Origin of the sequence: Microcoleus sp. S28C3, from assembly GCF_036700785.1 — a bacterium.
Taxonomy (GTDB): domain Bacteria; phylum Cyanobacteriota; class Cyanobacteriia; order Cyanobacteriales; family Microcoleaceae; genus Microcoleus; species Microcoleus asticus.
The window spans coordinates 1-19,725 of sequence record NZ_JAUBPO010000019.1 but is presented as its reverse complement, the minus strand read 5'-3'; the positions used below and the strand labels follow the sequence as shown (position 1 = coordinate 19,725).

Annotated in this window: 17 protein-coding genes; 13 read left to right on the top strand and 4 right to left on the bottom strand. The window is 43.2% G+C overall.

Annotation, left to right across the window (positions count from 1 at the left end; all coding sequences use genetic code 11):
* Positions 1-469 precede the first annotated feature (469 nt).
* On the top strand, positions 470-1,309 hold the full coding sequence (locus tag QUA13_RS08150) for a glycosyltransferase (RefSeq protein WP_333197861.1): 840 nt from the start codon (positions 470-472) through the stop codon (positions 1,307-1,309).
* A 93-nt stretch (positions 1,310-1,402) separates the two neighbouring features.
* Here the strand turns inward: QUA13_RS08150 and gloB are convergent, their stop codons facing one another.
* Positions 1,403-2,176 carry a hydroxyacylglutathione hydrolase gene (gloB, locus tag QUA13_RS08145; RefSeq protein WP_172185921.1) on the bottom strand — a complete coding sequence of 258 codons (774 nt, stop codon included), beginning with the start codon at positions 2,174-2,176 and terminating at the stop codon, positions 1,403-1,405.
* A 230-nt stretch (positions 2,177-2,406) separates the two neighbouring features.
* On the opposite strand from gloB, the gene QUA13_RS08140 reads away from it, so the two are divergent.
* The 12 genes from QUA13_RS08140 to QUA13_RS08085 all read left to right on the top strand — a co-directional run bounded on the left by QUA13_RS08140 (position 2,407) and on the right by QUA13_RS08085 (position 15,831).
* Positions 2,407-2,610: a hypothetical protein gene (locus QUA13_RS08140; RefSeq protein WP_333197859.1), complete on the top strand. Its 204-nt coding sequence runs from the start codon at positions 2,407-2,409 to the stop codon at positions 2,608-2,610.
* Between the two features lie 194 nt (positions 2,611-2,804).
* Positions 2,805-3,806, top strand: a complete 1,002-nt coding sequence (gene galE, locus QUA13_RS08135) for a UDP-glucose 4-epimerase GalE (RefSeq protein ID WP_333197858.1) — start codon at positions 2,805-2,807, stop codon at positions 3,804-3,806.
* A 79-nt stretch (positions 3,807-3,885) separates the two neighbouring features.
* A complete protein-coding gene (locus QUA13_RS08130; protein WP_333197857.1) occupies positions 3,886-4,812 on the top strand; it encodes an alpha-1,2-fucosyltransferase in 927 nt (308 codons plus the stop codon).
* A gap of 29 nt (positions 4,813-4,841) precedes the next feature.
* Complete coding sequence (locus QUA13_RS08125; RefSeq protein WP_333197855.1) at positions 4,842-5,681, top strand: hypothetical protein; 840 nt, start codon at positions 4,842-4,844, stop codon at positions 5,679-5,681.
* A 282-nt stretch (positions 5,682-5,963) separates the two neighbouring features.
* A complete protein-coding gene (locus QUA13_RS08120) occupies positions 5,964-7,115 on the top strand; it encodes a glycosyltransferase family 4 protein (RefSeq protein ID WP_333197854.1) in 1,152 nt (383 codons plus the stop codon).
* A gap of 92 nt (positions 7,116-7,207) precedes the next feature.
* Positions 7,208-9,211 carry an ABC transporter ATP-binding protein gene (locus tag QUA13_RS08115; protein WP_333197853.1) on the top strand — a complete coding sequence of 668 codons (2,004 nt, stop codon included), beginning with the start codon at positions 7,208-7,210 and terminating at the stop codon, positions 9,209-9,211.
* A 73-nt stretch (positions 9,212-9,284) separates the two neighbouring features.
* Positions 9,285-10,466 (top strand): glycosyltransferase family 4 protein, encoded by a 1,182-nt coding sequence (locus QUA13_RS08110; protein WP_333197852.1) that lies wholly within the window; start codon positions 9,285-9,287, stop codon positions 10,464-10,466.
* Positions 10,467-10,599: 133 nt separating this feature from the next.
* Positions 10,600-11,565 (top strand): glycosyltransferase family 10 domain-containing protein, encoded by a 966-nt coding sequence (locus QUA13_RS08105; RefSeq protein WP_333197851.1) that lies wholly within the window; start codon positions 10,600-10,602, stop codon positions 11,563-11,565.
* Positions 11,562-12,662 (top strand): formylglycine-generating enzyme family protein, encoded by a 1,101-nt coding sequence (locus QUA13_RS08100; protein WP_333197850.1) that lies wholly within the window; start codon positions 11,562-11,564, stop codon positions 12,660-12,662. Before QUA13_RS08105 ends, QUA13_RS08100 begins: the two co-directional genes overlap by 4 nt.
* A gap of 123 nt (positions 12,663-12,785) precedes the next feature.
* Positions 12,786-13,760 (top strand): Npun_R2821/Npun_R2822 family protein, encoded by a 975-nt coding sequence (locus QUA13_RS08095; protein ID WP_333197849.1) that lies wholly within the window; start codon positions 12,786-12,788, stop codon positions 13,758-13,760.
* Positions 13,757-14,635 (top strand): Npun_R2821/Npun_R2822 family protein, encoded by an 879-nt coding sequence (locus QUA13_RS08090; protein ID WP_333197847.1) that lies wholly within the window; start codon positions 13,757-13,759, stop codon positions 14,633-14,635. The genes QUA13_RS08095 and QUA13_RS08090 overlap by 4 nt, the downstream gene beginning before the upstream one ends.
* Before the next feature lie 158 nt (positions 14,636-14,793).
* Positions 14,794-15,831, top strand: a complete 1,038-nt coding sequence (locus QUA13_RS08085; RefSeq protein ID WP_333197846.1) for an Npun_R2821/Npun_R2822 family protein — start codon at positions 14,794-14,796, stop codon at positions 15,829-15,831.
* Positions 15,832-15,931: 100 nt separating this feature from the next.
* Here the strand turns inward: QUA13_RS08085 and QUA13_RS08080 are convergent, their stop codons facing one another.
* From QUA13_RS08080 to QUA13_RS08070, 3 genes are all read right to left on the bottom strand, one after another.
* Positions 15,932-16,882: an NAD-dependent epimerase/dehydratase family protein gene (locus QUA13_RS08080; RefSeq protein WP_333197845.1), complete on the bottom strand. Its 951-nt coding sequence runs from the start codon at positions 16,880-16,882 to the stop codon at positions 15,932-15,934.
* A gap of 199 nt (positions 16,883-17,081) precedes the next feature.
* Positions 17,082-17,456: a hypothetical protein gene (locus QUA13_RS08075; RefSeq protein WP_172185935.1), complete on the bottom strand. Its 375-nt coding sequence runs from the start codon at positions 17,454-17,456 to the stop codon at positions 17,082-17,084.
* A 147-nt stretch (positions 17,457-17,603) separates the two neighbouring features.
* A complete protein-coding gene (locus tag QUA13_RS08070) occupies positions 17,604-19,280 on the bottom strand; it encodes an AarF/ABC1/UbiB kinase family protein (RefSeq protein WP_333197842.1) in 1,677 nt (558 codons plus the stop codon).
* Positions 19,281-19,725: the final 445 nt, after the last annotated feature.

The window sequence follows — 19,725 nt, the reverse complement described above, 5'->3', positions numbered from 1 at the left end:
TCCTAACCAGTTGCGAGATTCAGCACAGGCGACGGGCAAATTTCTGGCTGTTTCAAATGCCAGGTCAGTAAGTCTCATCAGTTTTCGGCGTTGCTGCATATTACCGACGGCTGTTGCTCGTTTTGGGGCGCGAACAGATGAAACTTGCGCACAGGTAAATAATAAGTGGATGAAGCTTGAAAATACATAAGGTTTCTCTCGGAGCGAGTGAAACGAAGCAATCGCTCTTGTTACGCCCTTCTTACATTCTGTTATATTGTAAACTTTATTTCTGCCTACCTACTTAGAAACCCCGTTTTTTTGTGTAAACCCGCTCGTAAATTGAGGCAAGATTATGTTGGTCTCAACGGTAAACGGGCGATCGCATTTACCCCACCAATACAGGGCTGCCTGCTTCCTCCAGTCCCAGCGTTTGTATCGCGTTTGACCGTGCGCCTTTTACTGCCATTCATTTCACAAACTTAATCCTATGCACATATTCACAGCCGCCGATCGCACCTATATTCTGGGGTTAGCAGCACTTCTCAAGTCTGTAGATCTCAATGTTAGCGAATCTGGGAAGCAGCCGGTAAAAATTAGCATTGTATCTACCAGGATAGATCCACAGCAAAAGAAACAGTTACAGAATTGCTGCAAATACCAGATTGAATGGCAAGAATTGCAATCTAATTACGACCAACTGCTTTCGGTGTCAGGTTCTAAACTTCCTTACGTTAAATTGGAGCCGCGAAAATATACGAAAGAAACAGAAAGGCTGATTTGGCTCGACAGCGACACGATCGTTTTGGGGAGTTTAGAGCCGCTGTGGAACCTAGATTTTCAAACTATGCCGGTAGCAGCCGCAGCTAACGTCTGGGGAAATTGCAACAATTATCAAGATCGAAACCCTTATTTCAATAGTGGCGTTTTAGTTTACAACATGAAGCTTTGGGAGGAAGAGAAACTGTCCGAAAAGTTGCTCCAAAACGCTAGGGTTCACGTTTGGGGCGATCGCGATCAAGGTGCATTAAATTCTGTTTTAGTGGGAAGGTGGAAGCAATTAGGGCAAATATGGAACAACCACGATACTGATGATAAGTCAAGTAAAGTGATGCACTTTATGTCAAGACCGAAACCGTGGGAAAGCTCCGCCCCCAATCAATTATGGCTGGATATGTTGTCTAAGACACCGTTTAAGGACGAAATAGAAAAAATTCCAAATAAGTTTAAGGGGCTGTCGAGCTTTCAGGTAAAATACAGAAGATTAGATCGGTGGTTGAGCGAACCGATACTCAAGTTTAAGAGTTACCTGAAAAAACAAAAACGTTAAGGTCAATCGATTTTAGATTTTAGATTTTAGATTTTAGATTGAAGCATTGACCCCACGGATGAATCCGGGGGCTTGTATCCTGGATGCTTTCGGTCAAAATCGGTCTTTCATGCCGCGCAATCGAGCGAAGGTTTGCACTGGATCGCGGCTGTTTGTGGCTGATTGGAGATTGGGACAATCCCAGCGCAAAAATGGGTTTGTGCTTTTTTCGATGCCGATCGATGATGGTATTGTAGGTTGCGATCGACTGCGCGCTTCTTTGACTTCGCCCAAGCGGTGCTGTAAATCTAGATTGTCGCCATCCACGCTCAAGGCAAATTGTAGGTTGTTCAGCGTGTATTCGTGGGCGCACCAGACTCTCGTACTGTCGGGCAAGTTTCGCAGTTGCCCGAGGGAGGCTAACATTTGAGTTGGAGTGCCTTCAAATAGTCTGCCGCAGCCTCCAGCAAATAAAGTGTCGCCGCAGAACAATTCGCCGGTTTCCCCTGGGTTGCTGGGGGGGAAATAGTAGGCGATGTGAGCTTTTGTGTGACCGGGTACGAAGAAGATTTCGGCGCTTCTGCCAGCAAATTCAACGCGATCGCCCGCTTGTAAAAACACTTGCTGTCCGGGAATTCTGCCTCGGTCTTCTGCGCCGCCGTAAACTTTAACTTGGGGAAAGCGATCGATCAGTTGCTGGTTGCCGCCTACGTGGTCGCTGTGGTGGTGCGTGTTGAAAATTGCGGTTAATTCGGCTCCGAGCGATCGCAGTTGCTGCAAGACCGGCTCTGCTTGGGCTGGATCGACGACGGCTGCTGTGCGGCGATCGGGGTCGTGCAGCAAGAAAATGTAATTGTCGGACAGTACCGGAAGCCTATAAACCTGCATAGAAAACTGCCTCTCTAGGAAAAATATTATATAATTAAATTAGTCTGAACCGTATCCGAAGGCTGAATGCAGACTTATCAAGTCTGCACATCTATCTTTGGAACTAAAACTCTGATAGCTTATTTCTGCTGTTGAGCAAATTGAGTTACAGTCTGGTACGCACGATTTTTGGTTTTGGGTCAAAAACTGCAATCCCGTTTAACTATTGTGACATAGAAGCGATCGAATAAATGCGAACATCTCACAACAAATCGAACTTAACAATTTCTCAAATGGTCGATCGGATTGTAGCGTCTGGCAAGATTACTCGCCGGGAACATTTAGTTTTGACTTCTGCTATCCTGTCAGATGATAAAATTTCAGAAGAGGATCGACACCAAATCAATCGGATATTTGATTATCTCCAAATTGGTCGCCTCAAGTTTATCGATTGAACTGAAGAGTGGCGCAGTCAGCATCCCTCTGGAGTGTAAAAAGCGTTTTTTCGGAGTGCGATCGTGCCGCACAGGAAAGTCTATATATCTCGCTTGAGTTCTCCGGCTCATGTGGAGTGTGAAAGCGTCAGTTGTAGAAGTCTCAAATTAACAAGGCTCTTGGCAATCCCAGCTACAAAAACAGGCAGAATAAAATGAGTGCAGAAAAACAAACTATTTTGGTGACGGGTGGAGCCGGATATATTGGCTCTCACGCGGTATTAGCACTGAAAAACGCCGGTTACGGTGTGGTAATTTTGGATAATTTAGTTTACGGTCACCGAGATATAGTAGATCGGGCTTTGCAGGTGGAGTTGGTAGTTGGCGATACGAGCGATCGCACTCTTCTGGACAACCTGTTCGCTACGCACAATATTGCTGCGGTAATGCACTTTTCTGCATACGCTTACGTGGGCGAATCTGTTACCGACCCAGCTAAATATTACCGCAACAATGTCATCGGTACTATTACTCTTTTGGAAGCAATGCTCGCTGCTAACGTGAAGAAATTTGTGTTTTCTTCTACTTGCGCGACTTACGGCGTACCGCAGAAAATTCCGCTCACAGAAGACCACCCACAAAACCCGATCAATCCCTACGGCGCTACTAAGTTAATGGTAGAACGGATTTTGTCGGATTTTGACGCTGCGTACGATTTTAAGTCTGTGTGTTTCCGCTATTTTAACGCGGCTGGGGCAGATCCGAACGGGTTGGTAGGAGAGGATCACAATCCAGAAACTCACCTAATCCCGCTGGTGTTGTTCGCTGCTTTGGGGAAACGAGATTCGATCGCGATTTTTGGCACGGATTACGATACTCCTGACGGTACTTGCATTCGCGATTACATTCACGTTAACGATTTGGCATCGGCTCACATTTTAGGATTAGAATATTTGCTAAATGGTGGCAAATCTGATTTCTTTAATTTGGGCAACGGCGGCGGGTTTTCGGTGAAAGAGGTGATAGAAACGGCTCGCCAAGTGACGGGAAAAGAGATTAAGGCTGTTGAATGCGATCGGCGTCCGGGCGACCCTCCTGCTTTAGTTGGCAGCAGCGAGAAAGCCATAAAAACCTTGGGTTGGTCTCCAGAATATCCCGACATTAAGAACATTATCTCCCATGCTTGGCAGTGGCACCAAAAACGCCACAATTCTTAGTCGGTAGGGTGCTTAGGGCGCACCTTACCATTGTGTAGCGTGCGCCCTAAGCACCTGATATTAATAAAAAACAGTGAGTATGCTAATAATATCTGCTAAATCGGGACAACTCGGCAACCGACTGCTGCTTTTTGCTAATTTCATTGCTTGGGCGATCGAGCATAATTTGACTGTTCTCAATCCTGCTTTTGACGAATATGCAGAATTCTTTGTGGGAACCGCTAGGGATTTTTTGTGTTGTTATCCTCCTCCACTTTTTACCGCAGCAGGTAACAAGTTTGTCAGAAGTAAATATTATAATTTTATTAAGTATTTAAGTAACAAAACAATAATATTAAAAACGCAAGAAATAACCAGAAAAGAACCTTTTAGTTGGCTCAAGTATCAGGAAATAGAACAAATCAAGCACCGTTCAATTGTTGCTTTTCAAGGCTGGCTATTTCGAGATGGCTGGTTTGTAGAAGATGTCCCCAAGTTACACAAGTACGCCGACCAGATTAGAGCATATTTTGCACCATTAGAACGATATAGAATCAATGTAGAGCGTTTGATATTGAATGTCAAAAATAACTCTGATATGATCGTCGGAATTCACATCCGTCAAGGGGATTATGCTCAGCATCAAAAGGGGAGATACTTTTACACAACTGAGCAATATTTAGAAGTCATGAATTCTCTGGTAAGGCTATTTGAAGGAAAAACAATCAAGTTTTTGATTTGTTCTAATACTTCGCAAAAACCGAGTTTATTTGATAATTTTAACTGTGAATTTGGCAGCGCTCATTTAATTGAAGATATGTATGCTCTGGCTGAGTGCCACTATGTTGTCGGGCCGCCTAGCAGTTATACTATGTGGGCTTCTTTTTATGGAGATAAACCTCTTTATATGATCCGCCAAGTCAATAAAACAATTAACCTAAAAGATTTTGTACATTTTTATGAATGGCAAGGAGTTTTTTACGATCGAGATAAGTGGAGTGAGAGCTTTTGGGAGTGGACACACTGAGAGAAAGAAGTAAATCAATAAGTAAATTAATGAATTCACATAATAAATTAGCAGTTAAGGGATTTATCACTATTTTAACTGGTCTTTACTCTTTCCAGGATTGCATTCATTTTCTGGCGTCTGTCAGGAAGTTTCACCGCGAACCCATTATTGTTTTAATAGATAGAGTTCCTCAAATTTTATACCCTTTACTTCAGGTGTTCGGAAATGTCATATTGAAACCTGCACCCTCTCACGAAAATCCTGTTTTAGCGTCGCGGCTAGCTAAGCTGGCTTTGTACGGGGAATCTCTGTTTGAGAAAACTATTTATATGGATTGTGATATTTGTTTGCTGTCGCCAATAGATGAGGTTTTTGATTTTCTTGACGGGGTGGATTTGTTGGTGACGGAAGATGTGCAGCCTGCGATTGCTAAAGCTGCAAATTTATTAAGAGTCAAGCAGGATATTCTGTCAACTTTGCAGGCTGTCGGGTTACCGCTCAATGAAAATAGCATTCAATACAATGGCGGATTTATCGCTTTTACGAAAAGCAGTAAAACTCAGGAATTGTTCACAAATTTTAAGAAATATTTCGATATGGTAGTTGCGCATCAAAATGTGCTATTATTGAAAGATCAGGGCGCTTTTGCGGCGGCTGTTGAATCGGTGAAACCGAAAATGACAACTTTGTCCCCTGTTTACAACTACTTGGATAAGTGGAAGGAAATTTATGCGATCGACAAACCGATTAAAGTAATGCACTGCACTTATCCTTACCGCCCTCAGTACGCGAAGAACGTGACGCGATCGCTCTTTACTAGAATAGTCGATCGCATCGCTAAAATATTTTTACAAAATCAACTTAACAATCCCTGGCGTTTAAAATAATTAAAGTTTGTTGACAAACTGCATCAAAAGCAACAAAATTAAGCCAATAATTCCAAAAAATTAGCCTCAACATATCCGAAACTTTACCTATAGTAAGTATTGCTGGCTTGAATAAAAGTCATAGATACATCACTGCGCTTTTTTTACCAAAATACTTCGTTGCTGCCCTTTTCCCTGGTGAAAAACCAGGTTTCTTTGGTCTGGGGCGTGCAAGTCCCGATTGCCTTGACAAAAGTTCGGTTAAGCAGGAAAATCAAACAAATGTTTTAAACAAAATACTCAGTGAAAGTTTCATTAGTAGTAAGCGATTTGTCAGGAGGAGGTGCAATTCGTGCTTTTCTTTTAGCTCAAGTCCTTAGCGAGCTTAAATGTGATGTAGAAGTTGTTGGATTTCAGTTTGGCAACGAATTGTATGCTATTCCTCCCAGAGACATCCCGGTATGTGCGATACCGGGTAAAAATTATCCGGGGTTTTTGATGGATGCTCAAAAACTTTTGAAAAAAATAGATGGGGATATTATTTATGCAGTCAAACCTAAACCTACAAGCTTTGGTTTATCGCTGCTAAAAAAACTGGCAACTCGCCACTCTATAATTTTAGATATAGACGACTGGGAACTGAGCTGGTACAGTGGAGATGAATGGCAATACCGTCCCTCTTTCAAACAACTTTATCGAGATATTTTCAAACACAACGGTCAATTGAGAGAACCAGATCATCCCCTCTATCTCAAGTGGATGGAAAGTCTCGTCCACCGTGCTGATGCAGTCACTGTTGATACTGAGTTTTTAAAACAGCGTTTTGGTGGTGTATATTTGCCTAATGGCAAGGATACTGCAATGTTCGACCCTGCTAAATACAATCCTGAATTGAGCAGACAGCGTTACGGCTTGTCCGGGTATAGAATTTTGATGTTTCCCGGAGCACCACGACCTCACAAAGGTGTTGAGGATGTTTTGATGGCTCTCGAACAGTTAAATGAGCCCGATTTAAAATTAGTTATCGTCGGCGGAAGTCCTTATGATGATTATGATGATAAACTTGTGAAACAATGGGGGCGTTGGATTGTGAAACTGCCACGGTTTCCAGTCGAGACGATGCCGTCCGTTGTAGCGGGGGCTCATGTTGTCGTTGTTCCTCAGCGAGAAACTCTCACAGCCGTGGCTCAGTTTCCGCTCAAGCTGACAGACGGCATGGCAATGGCTAAGCCTGTTTTGTCTACGCGAGTGGGGGATATTCCAGCAATTTTAGGAGGAACGGGTTATTTAGTCGATCCGAGTTCTCCCGCTCAAATTTCACAAAAAATTAAATGGATATTTCAAAATTTTACAGCGGCTAATTTACAAGGAATGAAAGCTCGGGAAAGATGTGTGAAAGAATATAGTATTCAAGCAATGAAACCGATACTTTCAGATATAATTGCAGGTATGTAAAGGTTATTTTAAAACTACTCAATGGAGGAAGAAAAACTGGCTGTTATTAAAGAATATTTTGAGATGCCGTACTGTTTAGCTGGGAATGCTTCATGTCTGCCAATAAGCTACTCCTAAAATTTGCCAGACGATATCCCGGCAGGATTCTCTTAACCGTGGTGCTGGGCTTTTCTGGCGCTTTATTCAACGGTATCAGCACTACTCTGATTGTACCAGTGCTTTTAAGTTTTTTAGAGGAAGCTATCGAGCTGCGCGGCGCTCCACCTCTAATTAAAACTTTGATGTATCCCTTTGAGGGAATGCCAGGAAATCAGCGTTTAATGGTGATGACCGGCGCGATTGTTCTGGCAATTTTTTTGAAAAATATTGCGAGTTATATCAATACTTTAGTAGCTACTTCTCTGACGCGCTCTCTGACTTTTGATTTGCGAGAAGCAGGTTTGCGGTTGTTGTTAGAAGTAGATTTAGATTTTTACTCTAAAACTAAAGTCGGGGATTTAATTAATAGATTGGGCGGAGAGATTGGTCGGACTGCTAGTGCAGTTGGCACGGCGATAGGAATGTTTACTACCTCAATCACGGTTTTGGTGTTTGTGGGTCTGCTGCTTTCTCTCTCGTGGAAACTGACGGTGACAGCTACAGTTTTGCTGTCGTTTGTTGCTTGGACAAATCAATATATTATTAACCGTTCCAAGCATTTTGGCTACCTGCTTTCTGAAATGTCGAAAGATTATTCGATTAGGGTGCTGGAAACCATTACTGGGATTCGGCTGGTCAAGTCAACAGGGAACGAGGAAAGGGAGTATCAGCGGATCAAGCATTTAATTCAAAGGCGAGAACAAGCGGATTTTCAGGCTCAGGTAAATTATGCGGCGATCGCCCCTATTAACGAAGTTGTTAATTTAATAGTTATAATTTTGATTGTATTTATAGGTCGCACAATATTTGCGAATGAGATAGAGTCTATTTCTACCATTTTATTGACCTATTTATTGGTAATGTTTAGGTTAATTCCTTTAATTTCTCAATTGAATAGCGGGCGCAGTCAATTTGCTAATACATCGGCTAGTGTAGAGGTGGTTAATGAGTTTTTGAGGTGCGACGACAAGCCATTTATGCTGAACGGTTCTGTGCCGTACACTCATTTGCGATCGGGAATTCATTTTAATAAAATATCTTTTAGTTATCCGAATCACAAAAATTTAGTTCTTAAAGGAGTAGATTTATTTCTACCTCACGGCACTACGTTGGCTTTGGTAGGAACTTCGGGTTCTGGTAAGTCAACTTTGGCAGATTTACTGCCGAGATTTTACGATCCTACTGAAGGTCATATCTCGATCGATGGCAGGGATTTGCGCGAATTTGAGCTAAAAAGTCTCAGACAAGCGATGGGTATTGTTAGCCAAGATACGTTTTTGTTTAATGCTTCAGTGCGCGAAAATATTGCTTACGCTAGGCCCCAAGCGACTGAGGAAGAAATTGTGGAAGCGGCGAAGGGAGCGAATGCTTACGAGTTTATCCAACTGTTGCCGGAGGGGTTTGATACTCAAATTGGCGATCGGGGCGTGATCTTATCGGGAGGGCAGCGTCAGAGAATTTCAATTGCTAGAGCTTTGCTACAAAACCCGGAAATTTTAATTTTAGATGAGGCAACGAGTTCGCTGGATACGGTTTCGGAAAGGTACGTGCAAGCGGCGATCGAGAAATTGAGCTGCGATCGCACAACCTTAGTCATCGCCCACCGCCTCTCCACAGTCCAAAAAGCCAACAAAATCGCCGTGATCGATCGCGGACAAGTCGTAGAAATGGGCTCCCACGAAGAATTGCTAGCAAAAGGAGGTTACTACACTCGCTTGTATTCCGTGCAATTTGCCGAAGAAACCGCTCGTGACGAAGCTCTAATTAGAGGTTCTTACGAAATTCGCACTCGCCTGACTCCCATGATAGCTTACCTCAAATTGCTAGTAGATGAAATGGTAGACTCTCCCGAAGAAAGAGACGAGTTAATCAGAGAATCTTTTCACTCCGCTGCTAATATTTTCACTACTTTAGAATTTATAGAAAATACTATTAAGCGTCAAGCTATTAAAAAATAGTCATTTGGCAGTTGGCAGTTGTTATTTTCCCAATTCCCAATTCCCAATTCCCAATTCTCAATTCCCAATTCCCATGTCCAAATATTATGTATTTTTTACCAGAAATATTTTGCCGCAACCCAATGTAGCGAGCTTAGTTCAAGTTGCGCACTCTGCCAATGCCGCAGCAAACCTCGGTTATCCAGCAGTTTTGGTATACCTCCGCAAAGGATGGAATGCTTGGAATCCCGTTGATTTACTTCGTCCTTTTCAACCGAGGAAACCGGATGACCAACTTGCAAAAATTTACAATCTTCAGGAACAATTAAAAGTAGCAGATTTGCCCGTCCCGTGGCCGATCGACCTTTTGGACAGCAAGTGGACGAGTGCGAGTACGATCGTCTCAAAATACTATTTACCGATTCACCTGGTTAAATCCACTAAAATTGTCCACACCCGCGACTGGAACTTTGTCAAAGCTGCCATTAAAAACGGTATTCCCGCTATCTACGAACAGCACCACCACGAAGACAAAAGTTTTCAACCAGAAATAGTTCGCAATCCTCTATTTCAAATTGCTGTAACTGTTGCAGATACTGTCCGAGACAGCATGATTAAAAATGGGATGCCGCCGGAAAAAGTAATTAAGCTGCACAACGGTTTTAACCATTTGTTTCTCGCCCGACAAACAGAAGCTGCCCAGAATTGGCGACACCAATTATTAGAAGATGACAGACAGCATTTAGCAGTTTATGCGGGAGGACTTTACCCGTTTAAAGGTGTTGATATGTTGGTGGATGTGGCTAAGGAATTGCCGCGGGTTCAATTTGCGATCGCGGGCGGTGATTCATCCCAAGTAACAGCCTACCAGCAATTAGCAAAATCCAAGCAAGTTAACAACATTAAATTTCTCGGATACCTGCCTCAAAATCAACTGGCTAGCTTGCTGCAAGCAGCCGATGTTTTGACTCACCCGCACTGTTTGACAGAGGCCGCGACGTTCACATCTCCTTTAAAATTCTTTGATTACATGGCATCAGGAACTCCGATTGTAGCGACGGAGATTGCATCTTTAATGGAATTTAAATCGGGAAATATAGCAGCCACTTGGTGCGAACCGGATAACCCGCACCACTTTGCGCAAAGCATTCGAGATAGTTTAACCAAATATCCAAGGAAGAGCGAAGGTTATGCAGAAACAATGGATTTTGTCAAGCAATTTTCGTGGGAAAATCGGATCGAGAGAATTTTGAGTTATGTGGATGACCAAGTGTGATCGCAAATTATTCATTAATCCGCATCCCATAATTTAAAAATCCGTATGGGCGGGTTTCACCCACAATCCTCGCCTCAAATAAATAATCTCATAAACCCGCCCCGTCCACGCGAAAACCAGATTTATTATTAAAATGAACCCAAAAATCATCGGCACAATCACCACCTATCCAGGCATGAACCAAAGCGACTGGCTGTGGCAACAAACCCCCCACAACTTCGGCAAATGGGGAAACATTCAAATGCTAGCAAATCACCCAGAACCAGACTTTTTACTCATGTATCAATTCGACTTTCCCCGATCGCCCAAAAAGCAGTCATGGCTCGACAAAATCCGCCGTCCAAGCCCCCAAAATCCAGAAAAGGACATTCGAGAAAAATTGCGCGGTGTCCCCAAGGAACGCATAATTTACCTGATCCGCGAGCCACCATTACCAGAAGTTATTGAAATTACCAAAGCCAACTACGAACAAGCCAAACTTTATTGCGGTTACGTTTCCGGGCCAGACGACTTCGCACCAAAACCAGATTATATGCCCGCGATTTGGTATCACTCTAACTCGTTTCGAGAACTCGATGAAATGCCTGCGCCGCCGAAAACTAAATCCTGTTCTTGGATTACTTCAGGTGTTAGCCGCACCGCCAATCACCGCCACAGACTAGACTTTATCAAATTGCTGCGATCGCAAAAATTAGATTTTGACCTTTACGGGCGAAACTTGCCAACTTGGGCACAGGGAAACGGCACTGTAAACAATAAATGGCACGCCGTCGCACCATACTATTACAACTTAGCTATTGAAAATTATGCAGAAAACGATTTGTATGTCAGCGAGAAGCTTTGGGATGCTTTATTAGCTTGGTGTTTGCCAATTTATTACGGAGGTTCTGCGGCGGATAAATTGTTGCCGGCAGGGAGTTTTCTGAGGCTGCCGAGTTTGGATGAGAACGGAGTAGAATTTATTAAAGAGGTTGTTGCTAATGCGGATTATTGGCATGAAGCGAGGGAGAAAATTGCCGAAGCCAGACAAATCATTCTCCATGAATTAAACTTGCTCAATTGGTTGTCTAACTTTGTATCTCAGGAAATAGTGCAATGACACAAAACCAAAATCAACCCAGAGAATACGATGCCGTCAAGGGCGGTGAATCTCAAGTGCCATTGGGTGCAGCCGTTTTAGGCGGGATTTCCGGCGTTAAGAGTCGTTTGGATTCACCGATTGTCGAGGTAAAAATTGCTGCACTGTCTGAAGCAATCAGATATGGAGATGTTGGTTTAGATTTGATCGTTGGGGCACTGCAAGATGAATCGCTGCAGGTGAAGTTTGCAGCCTTTTTGGTGCTGAAGGATAGAGATGAACCAAATATAAAAAAGCAGTTACAAAAATATTTTCCAACTTTTGACTTTGATGCGATAACAGTAAATGCTAAAGGAAAAGAAAACAGTCGCTGCCCTTATTATGCTCACTTCTTCGCCGAAGACTTAGGGAATGGAGTTGTGCTGGAAATGGTTTATATTGCCGGAGGCACATTTATGATGGGTTCGCCTAACAGTGAACAAGGACGATATGATTACGAAAATCCGCACCATCTAGTCACGGTACCGGCTTTTTTTGCAGGCAAATACCCCATCACCCAAGCACAGTGGGAAGCAGTAATGGGAAACAACCCATCGGGTTTCAAAGGTGAAAAACGTTGTGTAGAAAATGTATCGTGGGATGATGCCGTCGAATTCTGTGCCAAAGTCTCGCAAAAAAACGGGAAAAAATATCGCCTCCTGAGTGAAGCAGAATGGGAATACGCCTGTCGTGCGAAAACCACAACCGAATTTCATTTTGGAGAAAACATTACCCCGGATTTAGTAAATTATCACGGATACTACCCCTACGCAAACGCTCCCAAAGGACTTTCCCGCAAAGAAACAACCAATGTCGGGAGATTTCCCCCCAATGCCTTTGGACTGTACGATATGCACGGCAATGTTTGGGAATGGTGCAGCGATAGGTGGCACGAAAACTATAACGGCGCACCAACTGACGGAAGTTGCTGGGAAACGGGCACATCTGAATACCGTATGCTGCGTGGCGGTTCCTGGGACAACTATGCGGTCAATTGTCGCAGTGCCGATCGTAACTGGCTTTCGGCGGGCGGTCGCCGCAGGAAGATCGGTTTTCGCGTAGCTGTGGATTTGGCGTAGTCTCCGGTTTTCGGTTCTGTGCTGCAGTCACCCGGGCTCGCCCTCCTCTACCATTTTACTAAATGATTCGGCGGTTGAAACCGCTTCTACACAAACAAAGTCCGCCTTCGCGAGACTATATATATGAATGGAATTTGCACGCTTGCCAACGATACAGTTTACGACCAACTAATTGCCTTGCTCAACAGTATTGAAGTTATCTTAGGCTCAAATACTCCTGTCTGTATTTATCCTTTCGACGACCAAATCGAGCAAATCAAAGCTGAAATAGTCAACCGTCCCAACGTCTTTGTTTATGAAGATAGCGCATCTATTCAGCGATGGGATAAATTCATGCAAGCAGCCGCACCAGAGCGTTTGAACCCCAAAAAATTCCGGCTTTACGGCGCACACCGACGCTTTTGCGCTTTCGACGGCCCGTTTGAAAAGTTTATCTATATGGATGCCGATACTTTGGTGATGAATTCCCTTGATGCGGTTTTTCAGAAGTTAGAGGAATCTGATTTTGTGGTTTATGATTTTCAATTTCGCGACCCAACTAAAGTATACAATATTCAGTCACCAAAACTCCTCGAAGTTTTTGAGCAAAATCGGATAGACTCGGAAATATTTTGTTCTGGATTTTACGCCAGCAAGCAAGGATTGTTTGAGCAAAATACTAGGGAATGGCTGCTAGCTCAACTGCAATCGGGCGAGGCGGAAATTCTTTATGAAGGTGCGGGAGAACAGCCGTTGCTCAATTATATGGTGATGAAAACGGGGATGAATAGCTATAATTTTGCTTATAGCCTCCCGGATGGCGAAAAAACTGGGTGCAGCGTCACTTCTAAACATTTTGAAGAGCAATATCGGATTTTGTACGACAAGGGAAACCGACTTACTTACATTCATTATATTGGTGTGCAGCCGGATTTAATTCGGAGAGTTTGTGCGGGGGAAAATATTGAGTTTCCCTATCACGATTTGTTCCTGCATTACCGCTATCTCCGCGAACCGTCCAAGCGTCCGATTTTTGCCCAAGCGCCAAAGTCTTATACTGAGGTTCCTGCGCCGAATTTGTTAAAAAGGGTATTGAGAAGGTTGAGGATAAATGTATGAGTCGCGGTATTTATATTGTTGCGAATGATAAGGTGATCGAAAGTGCGATCGCACTTTTAAACAGCATACGTCTGTACAATTGTCAAGTACCAATTTTTATGATTCCCTTCGACGACAATTATCAGCAAGTGGCAGCCGCACTCAGCAGTCTCCACGGGGTGCGATTGTTCCCAAATCTGGAGTTTGTGGAACAGTTTACCAGAGAAATTGGCCAAATGTTCGATCGCAACTTTTTAGCACTGCCTAATAAAATGCGAAAACTCGCCGCCTGGTTTGGCCCCCTTGATGAATTTCTGTACATCGATACCGATATCATCGTCTTTGAAGACATCGCAGCCAACCTTAACAAACTATCAGAAGTAGACTTTTTTTGCTGCGACTACCACCACCTCAGCGAAAAACTGCGAAATGTATTCTCACCACTTGTAAAAGAACAAAATATTTTTACAGACTCCCAGCTTCAAGATGTATTCAACAGCGGTTTTTGGGCTTCCAGAAAAGGAACTATTACAGAATCGCAAATGTATGAAATTTTGCGAGAATGTTCGCAGCATCGAGAATATTTTGACTTTACTCAAAATGTCACAGACCAACCTATACTAAATTATATCATTCTCAAGCTCATTCCCAAACGCTGCAATCTTGTTAAAGATTCAGCAACCGAACCTGGAAGCTGGGCTGGTTCCAAGCATTTTAAAGAAATAAATTATGTTCTTTATGACAAAGGCAAAAGGTTAAAATATATTCACTGGGCTGGCATACCAATTAAATCGGGTAGTCCTTATTGGAAACTTTGGAAACATTATCGTTATCTCAATGAGGAAGAGGAAAAACAAAATTTAGTGCAAAAAATATTTCGATATTGGCATGGATAAATAATATTGTTTGTAGTCACACGGCGATTAAAATCTCTAGCAACGCAAGCACACAAACAAAGTCCACGCGGACTAATAAATTAACTGATTTCCAGACCGAGCCTAGTAACGAGTAGAATTCTTCAATCTAAAATCTAAAATCTAAAATCTAAAATCCGATGACTGATGGCATTTATATTCTAGCAAATGATGTTGTTTTCGACCACTTAGTCGCTTTATTAAACAGTCTCGAAGTCAACGGGGCAAAAAATATTCCAGTTTGTATCATTCCCTATGATAATCGACTGAAAAAAGTGCGAGGAGAAATTGCAACTCGTCCTCATGTCACCCTGTTTAAAAATAGCGATTCAATCATTTTCTGGGAAGACTTTGCAACTCAAATTTGGAAAACTCATGCAAAAGCTCAAAAAGTTTGGCAATCTAAAGGTTTGAAACCTGTTCAATGTTTGGAAATGCACCGAAAATTATGTTGTTTCGACGGCCCTTTTGATAAATTTATCTATTTTGACGCAGACACTCTGTTAATGGGTTCTCTAGACTACATTTATCAACAGCTTGATGATTTTGATTGGGTAGCAAACGATTTTCAATACAAATCAGACCTCAATTATATATTTGATTTGTCATCCCCAAAATTACCTCAAATTTTAAATTTGGACGAACTGAAATCTCATACTTTTTGTGCGGGTTGGTTTGCGTCAAAACCAGGGGTTTTCAATCGAAATAATTGCTATCAACTTTTAGAAAAATTAACATCAGGAGAATCGGAAATTATGTCTTTACGGGGCGCTGACCAATCTTTACTTAACTATTTAGTCGCCCGCAGCAAAATCTCTTTTTACAACTTTGCATATGCTCAACCCGAACAGGTAACGGGAAATCATTGGTCTTCTCAATTTGATGTGATAGATGATGTTTTATATGATAAAGGACGGCGGCTGACTTATTTGCACTACATGAGTATTTCGGCTGCAAAGTTTACTCGATTGTGTGCTGGCGAAGATGTTGAGATTCCGTATCGGGAGGTATTTCTGCACTACCGCTATTTGAATTCGCCGGAAATACAGCCAAAACTCGCGCCTCCAAATTTGTTGGTTCGCTTGCAGAGAAATCTCAAAAGTTGGGGAATTCAAAAAGTTAACAATGTTCAATTTAAGTGGCGTAATTTCTGGGATAGATATAGCAATCCTAAATGAGTCGTAAATTTTTTACCCCACCCCAACCCTCCCCAAGGCATCGGGGAGGGAGTAAGAAATTCACAAATGATTTAGGATTGCTATAGCATCTAACTGTAATCTAACTGTACAAAGACTGAATCCACTCCCATTCGCGCCTTAAACCTTCTTCTAAAGCAACCTGCGGCTGATAGCCTAAGATTTTATTGGCTTTAGACACATCCGCGCTAGTGTGCCGCGCGTCTCCCCTCGCAGCTTCGGTAAAATCGATCCGAATTGGTCGATGGACAATTCTCTCTATTGTATCAATAACTTCTCTCAAAACTACCCGGCTTCCCCCACCAATATTAAAAACTTCCCCCGCAGCTTCCGGAACCTCAGCCGCCGCTAAATTCGCAGCAACGCAATCGCTGATAAACGTAAAATCGCGCGTTTGCAATCCGTCCCCGAAAATTGAAATCGCCTCGTCAAACAAAATCGATTTAAAAAACTTGTGAAAAGCCATATCGGGGCGCTGTCTCGGCCCGTAAACAGTAAAATAGCGCAGCGAAGTAGTCGGAAGGCCAAAATTTTTGTAATAAAGCCCGCACAAACGTTCACCGGCTAATTTCGTAATTCCGTAAGGAGAAACTGGCTGCGGACAAGCATTTTCATTCGTGGGAAAAGATTCAGCATTGCCGTAAATTGAAGAAGAAGAAGCATACACAAACTTTTGCAATCTTGGCGCATCTTTGGCCGCTTCTAACAATACTTGAGTGCTGTTAATATTGCGTTCGGTATAGCTGCGAAAACCGTCGCCCCAGCTAGCACGAACTCCTGCTTGCGCCGCCTGATGAAATATTACCTTAACATCAGATAAAAGACCTCGCCAATTTAGAGACAAAATATCGCCTTCCACCAATTCAAAACCCGGATACTTTTCAAATCGTGCAATATTCTTGCGCTTGAGGGCCGGATCGTAATAATCGTTGAACTCATCAACACCGATCACCGTCTCTCCTCGATTTAAAAGAGTTTCTACTAAGTTAGACCCAATAAATCCCGCCGCACCCGTAACAATTAAAATACTCATTCGATTTTAGATTTTAGATTTTAGATTTTAGATTTTAAATCTTGAAAATTTTACACAAATTACTGCCTAAGTTGTCATCCTCTTCTTTCTCTTCATCTGCGTTCTCGGCGGTTCCCAAAGCCTCTAATTAGGATAATCCTAGATAACTAGATAACTATCAACCCCCTTGCTACTCACAAAAGAGGTTGATAGTTAACTCTTATCCTTCAAAAGAATCCAGATCCAGCGCTTGGGAACCTCCCCGTTCTAGCTCGATCAAAAGCTTGCCTAGCTGAGTCCAAACTAGCCAGGCAGTAAGTACCGTCAGTGGCAAAGCTAGCGCATAACAAAGTAGTTTTGGGAAGGCAAAAATCTCCATCCCCGAAGCTAAAAATACACAAATTCCGCCAGCCATTCCCAGAAAAGGTATCAGCAATTGCAGCCCTTGCAGGTCAGCCAAAGTGCGAGTAGAACGATTTTTAGACCACAGTTGTACGGCTTGTTTGAGAGTTGCTTCAAATGCTAGGCCGGAAGCCATACCTGCTAGTAATCCAGCCGACATTAAAAAATAGGGAGGTTCTGGAAAATAATACACGAATAATTCCTTAATTTGGTAATTGGAAATTGAGAATTAGGAGTGGGGAATTGAGAATTAGGAATTGGGAATTGGCAAAAGTATAATTATTTTTATTTCTTTTTCCCTCTTCCTTCTTCCTTCTTCCCTCTTCCTTCTTCCTTCTAATTAAAATCGAGTTAGCGCCGCTGCTCCTGTTGTGGAAAAATCCGCCAAAGCGCCTAGAGCAACGTTAAACAGGCGACCTGGTTGCAAGTCTTCCTTGACTAAGTTCCACAGGCGGCGAACTTCTTCGGTGTGGAGTCGATCGTCCTCTATCAAAGCCAATATCAATTGGCGTCTCAAAAACGACCCTTCATCTGACAGCAAATATTGCAAGCCTAGTTGGGCGGTGGGGAGCAAGTCGAAACTGCGATCTGATCTGGCGATCGCGATCATCTCCTCCAACCTGTTCCACTGGAATTTGCCATCTTTGAATAATACCTCAATCAGACGCCGCCGCAGTGCCGGAGATTCTCCGTTCAACAAACGCCGCGCTACATAAGGATACGCCACCTCGACTATCTTGAAATCGGGATTCAGCGTCAGGGCCAAACCTTCTTCTGTCACCAGAGAGCGAATAATTAAGGCAAATTTCGCCGGCACTCGGAAAGGATAATCGTACATCAACTCCGAAAACTGGTCTGTAATCGTCTTGAAGTTAAAATCTGACACCTTTTCGCCGACGATATCACCGAGTACAGATTCCAACGCCGGGACGATCGGCATAATATCTGTATCTGGAGTCAAAAAGCCAAGTTTTACAAAATCCTTGGCTAACTCTAAATAATCTTTGTTGATCAAATGAACGACAGAATCAACCAAAGTTTCTTTAGTTGTTTCTTCCATCTGATCCATCATCCCAAAATCAATGTAAGCCATGCGGCCGTCCGCTAAGGCAAACAGATTTCCCGGATGGGGGTCAGCGTGAAAAAATCCGTGTTCGAGCAACTGCCGCAAACCGCTGCGGACTCCGACTTCAATTAAACTATCGGTATCCAAACCTGCGGCTTTAACACGTTCTATATCTGTCAGCTTGATGCCCTCAATCCATTCGAGAGTCAGAACGCAATTTGATGTATAACGCCAGTAAATACTCGGAACTTTTACTGTCGGGTCGTCGGCAAAATTTGTAGCAAATTTCTCGGCGTTCCGCCCTTCATTGATATAATCAATTTCCTCGAACAATTTGATACCGAATTCATCGACTATTAAACAAAGGTCGTGACCGAGATTCAGCGGCAACAATGGGCCCAACCATCCAGCCGCCCAGCGCATTAAATAAAGATCGAGGCTCAAGACTGGTAGCAAATTCGGTCGCTGAACCTTGACTGCTACTGCTTCCCCGGTGAGGAGGCGAGCTCGGTAGACTTGACCGAGACTTGCCGCTGCGACAGGTTCGGGGGAGATTTCGCTATAGGTTTCGCTAATTTTGCGATCGAGTTGCGCTTCAATAATCTCGAAAGCGCGCACCGAGTCAAACGGTGGCAATTGATCCTGAAGTTTGATCAATTCTTCGAGAAAGTCTTTGCGGATCAAATCCGGTCTGGTAGAAAGGGCTTGACCGACTTTAATGAAAGTGGGGCCCAAGCGAGTGAGTATTTGTCGCAGGTGGGCGGCCCGTTCCGGCTGGTGTGCTGCGACTTCGTGCTGCCAACTGTCCCACAGCATCCCCAGCACAAAGCCTGCAAAAGACCAAATAACGGTAATTGCGCGCCAAATTGCTTTCCAAGGACGTTTGCGGTAATACTGAGCGATCGCTTGTGGATCGTAGCGTCTAGCCTGAGTGAATTGATACTGAGGCACTCGTTTATTTTCCTCTTATCTTCTGAAAATTACAGGTTAAATTGAGAATTGGGCATCGGGCATCGGGCATCGGGCATCGGGCATCGGGCATCGGGGATGGGAAGTCGAAAGTTCAAACATTCTTTATTCTTCCTTCTTCCTTCTTCCCTCTTGCTTCATCCCTCTTCCTTCTTCCTTCTTCCTTCTTCATCATTGACCGATCGCATTGCAAGTTTTAGGCGAGCGGAAAATGCACCCGTTCGAGGCGGATTGCTAGCCTAAATTTGTTTCTTTTCATTAAATATAGTACATAAAAGTACAAGTGATCGGTCAAAATACTTAACGGCTCTCCCTGACCCAGCCCAAAAACGGATACGCTGCCACGTACTTACAGCGGTTCCCGCTGTTATGAAGTACAATAGCAACAATTAGCAAACCAATTTCTTAAATGTTGAGGATTGATTAA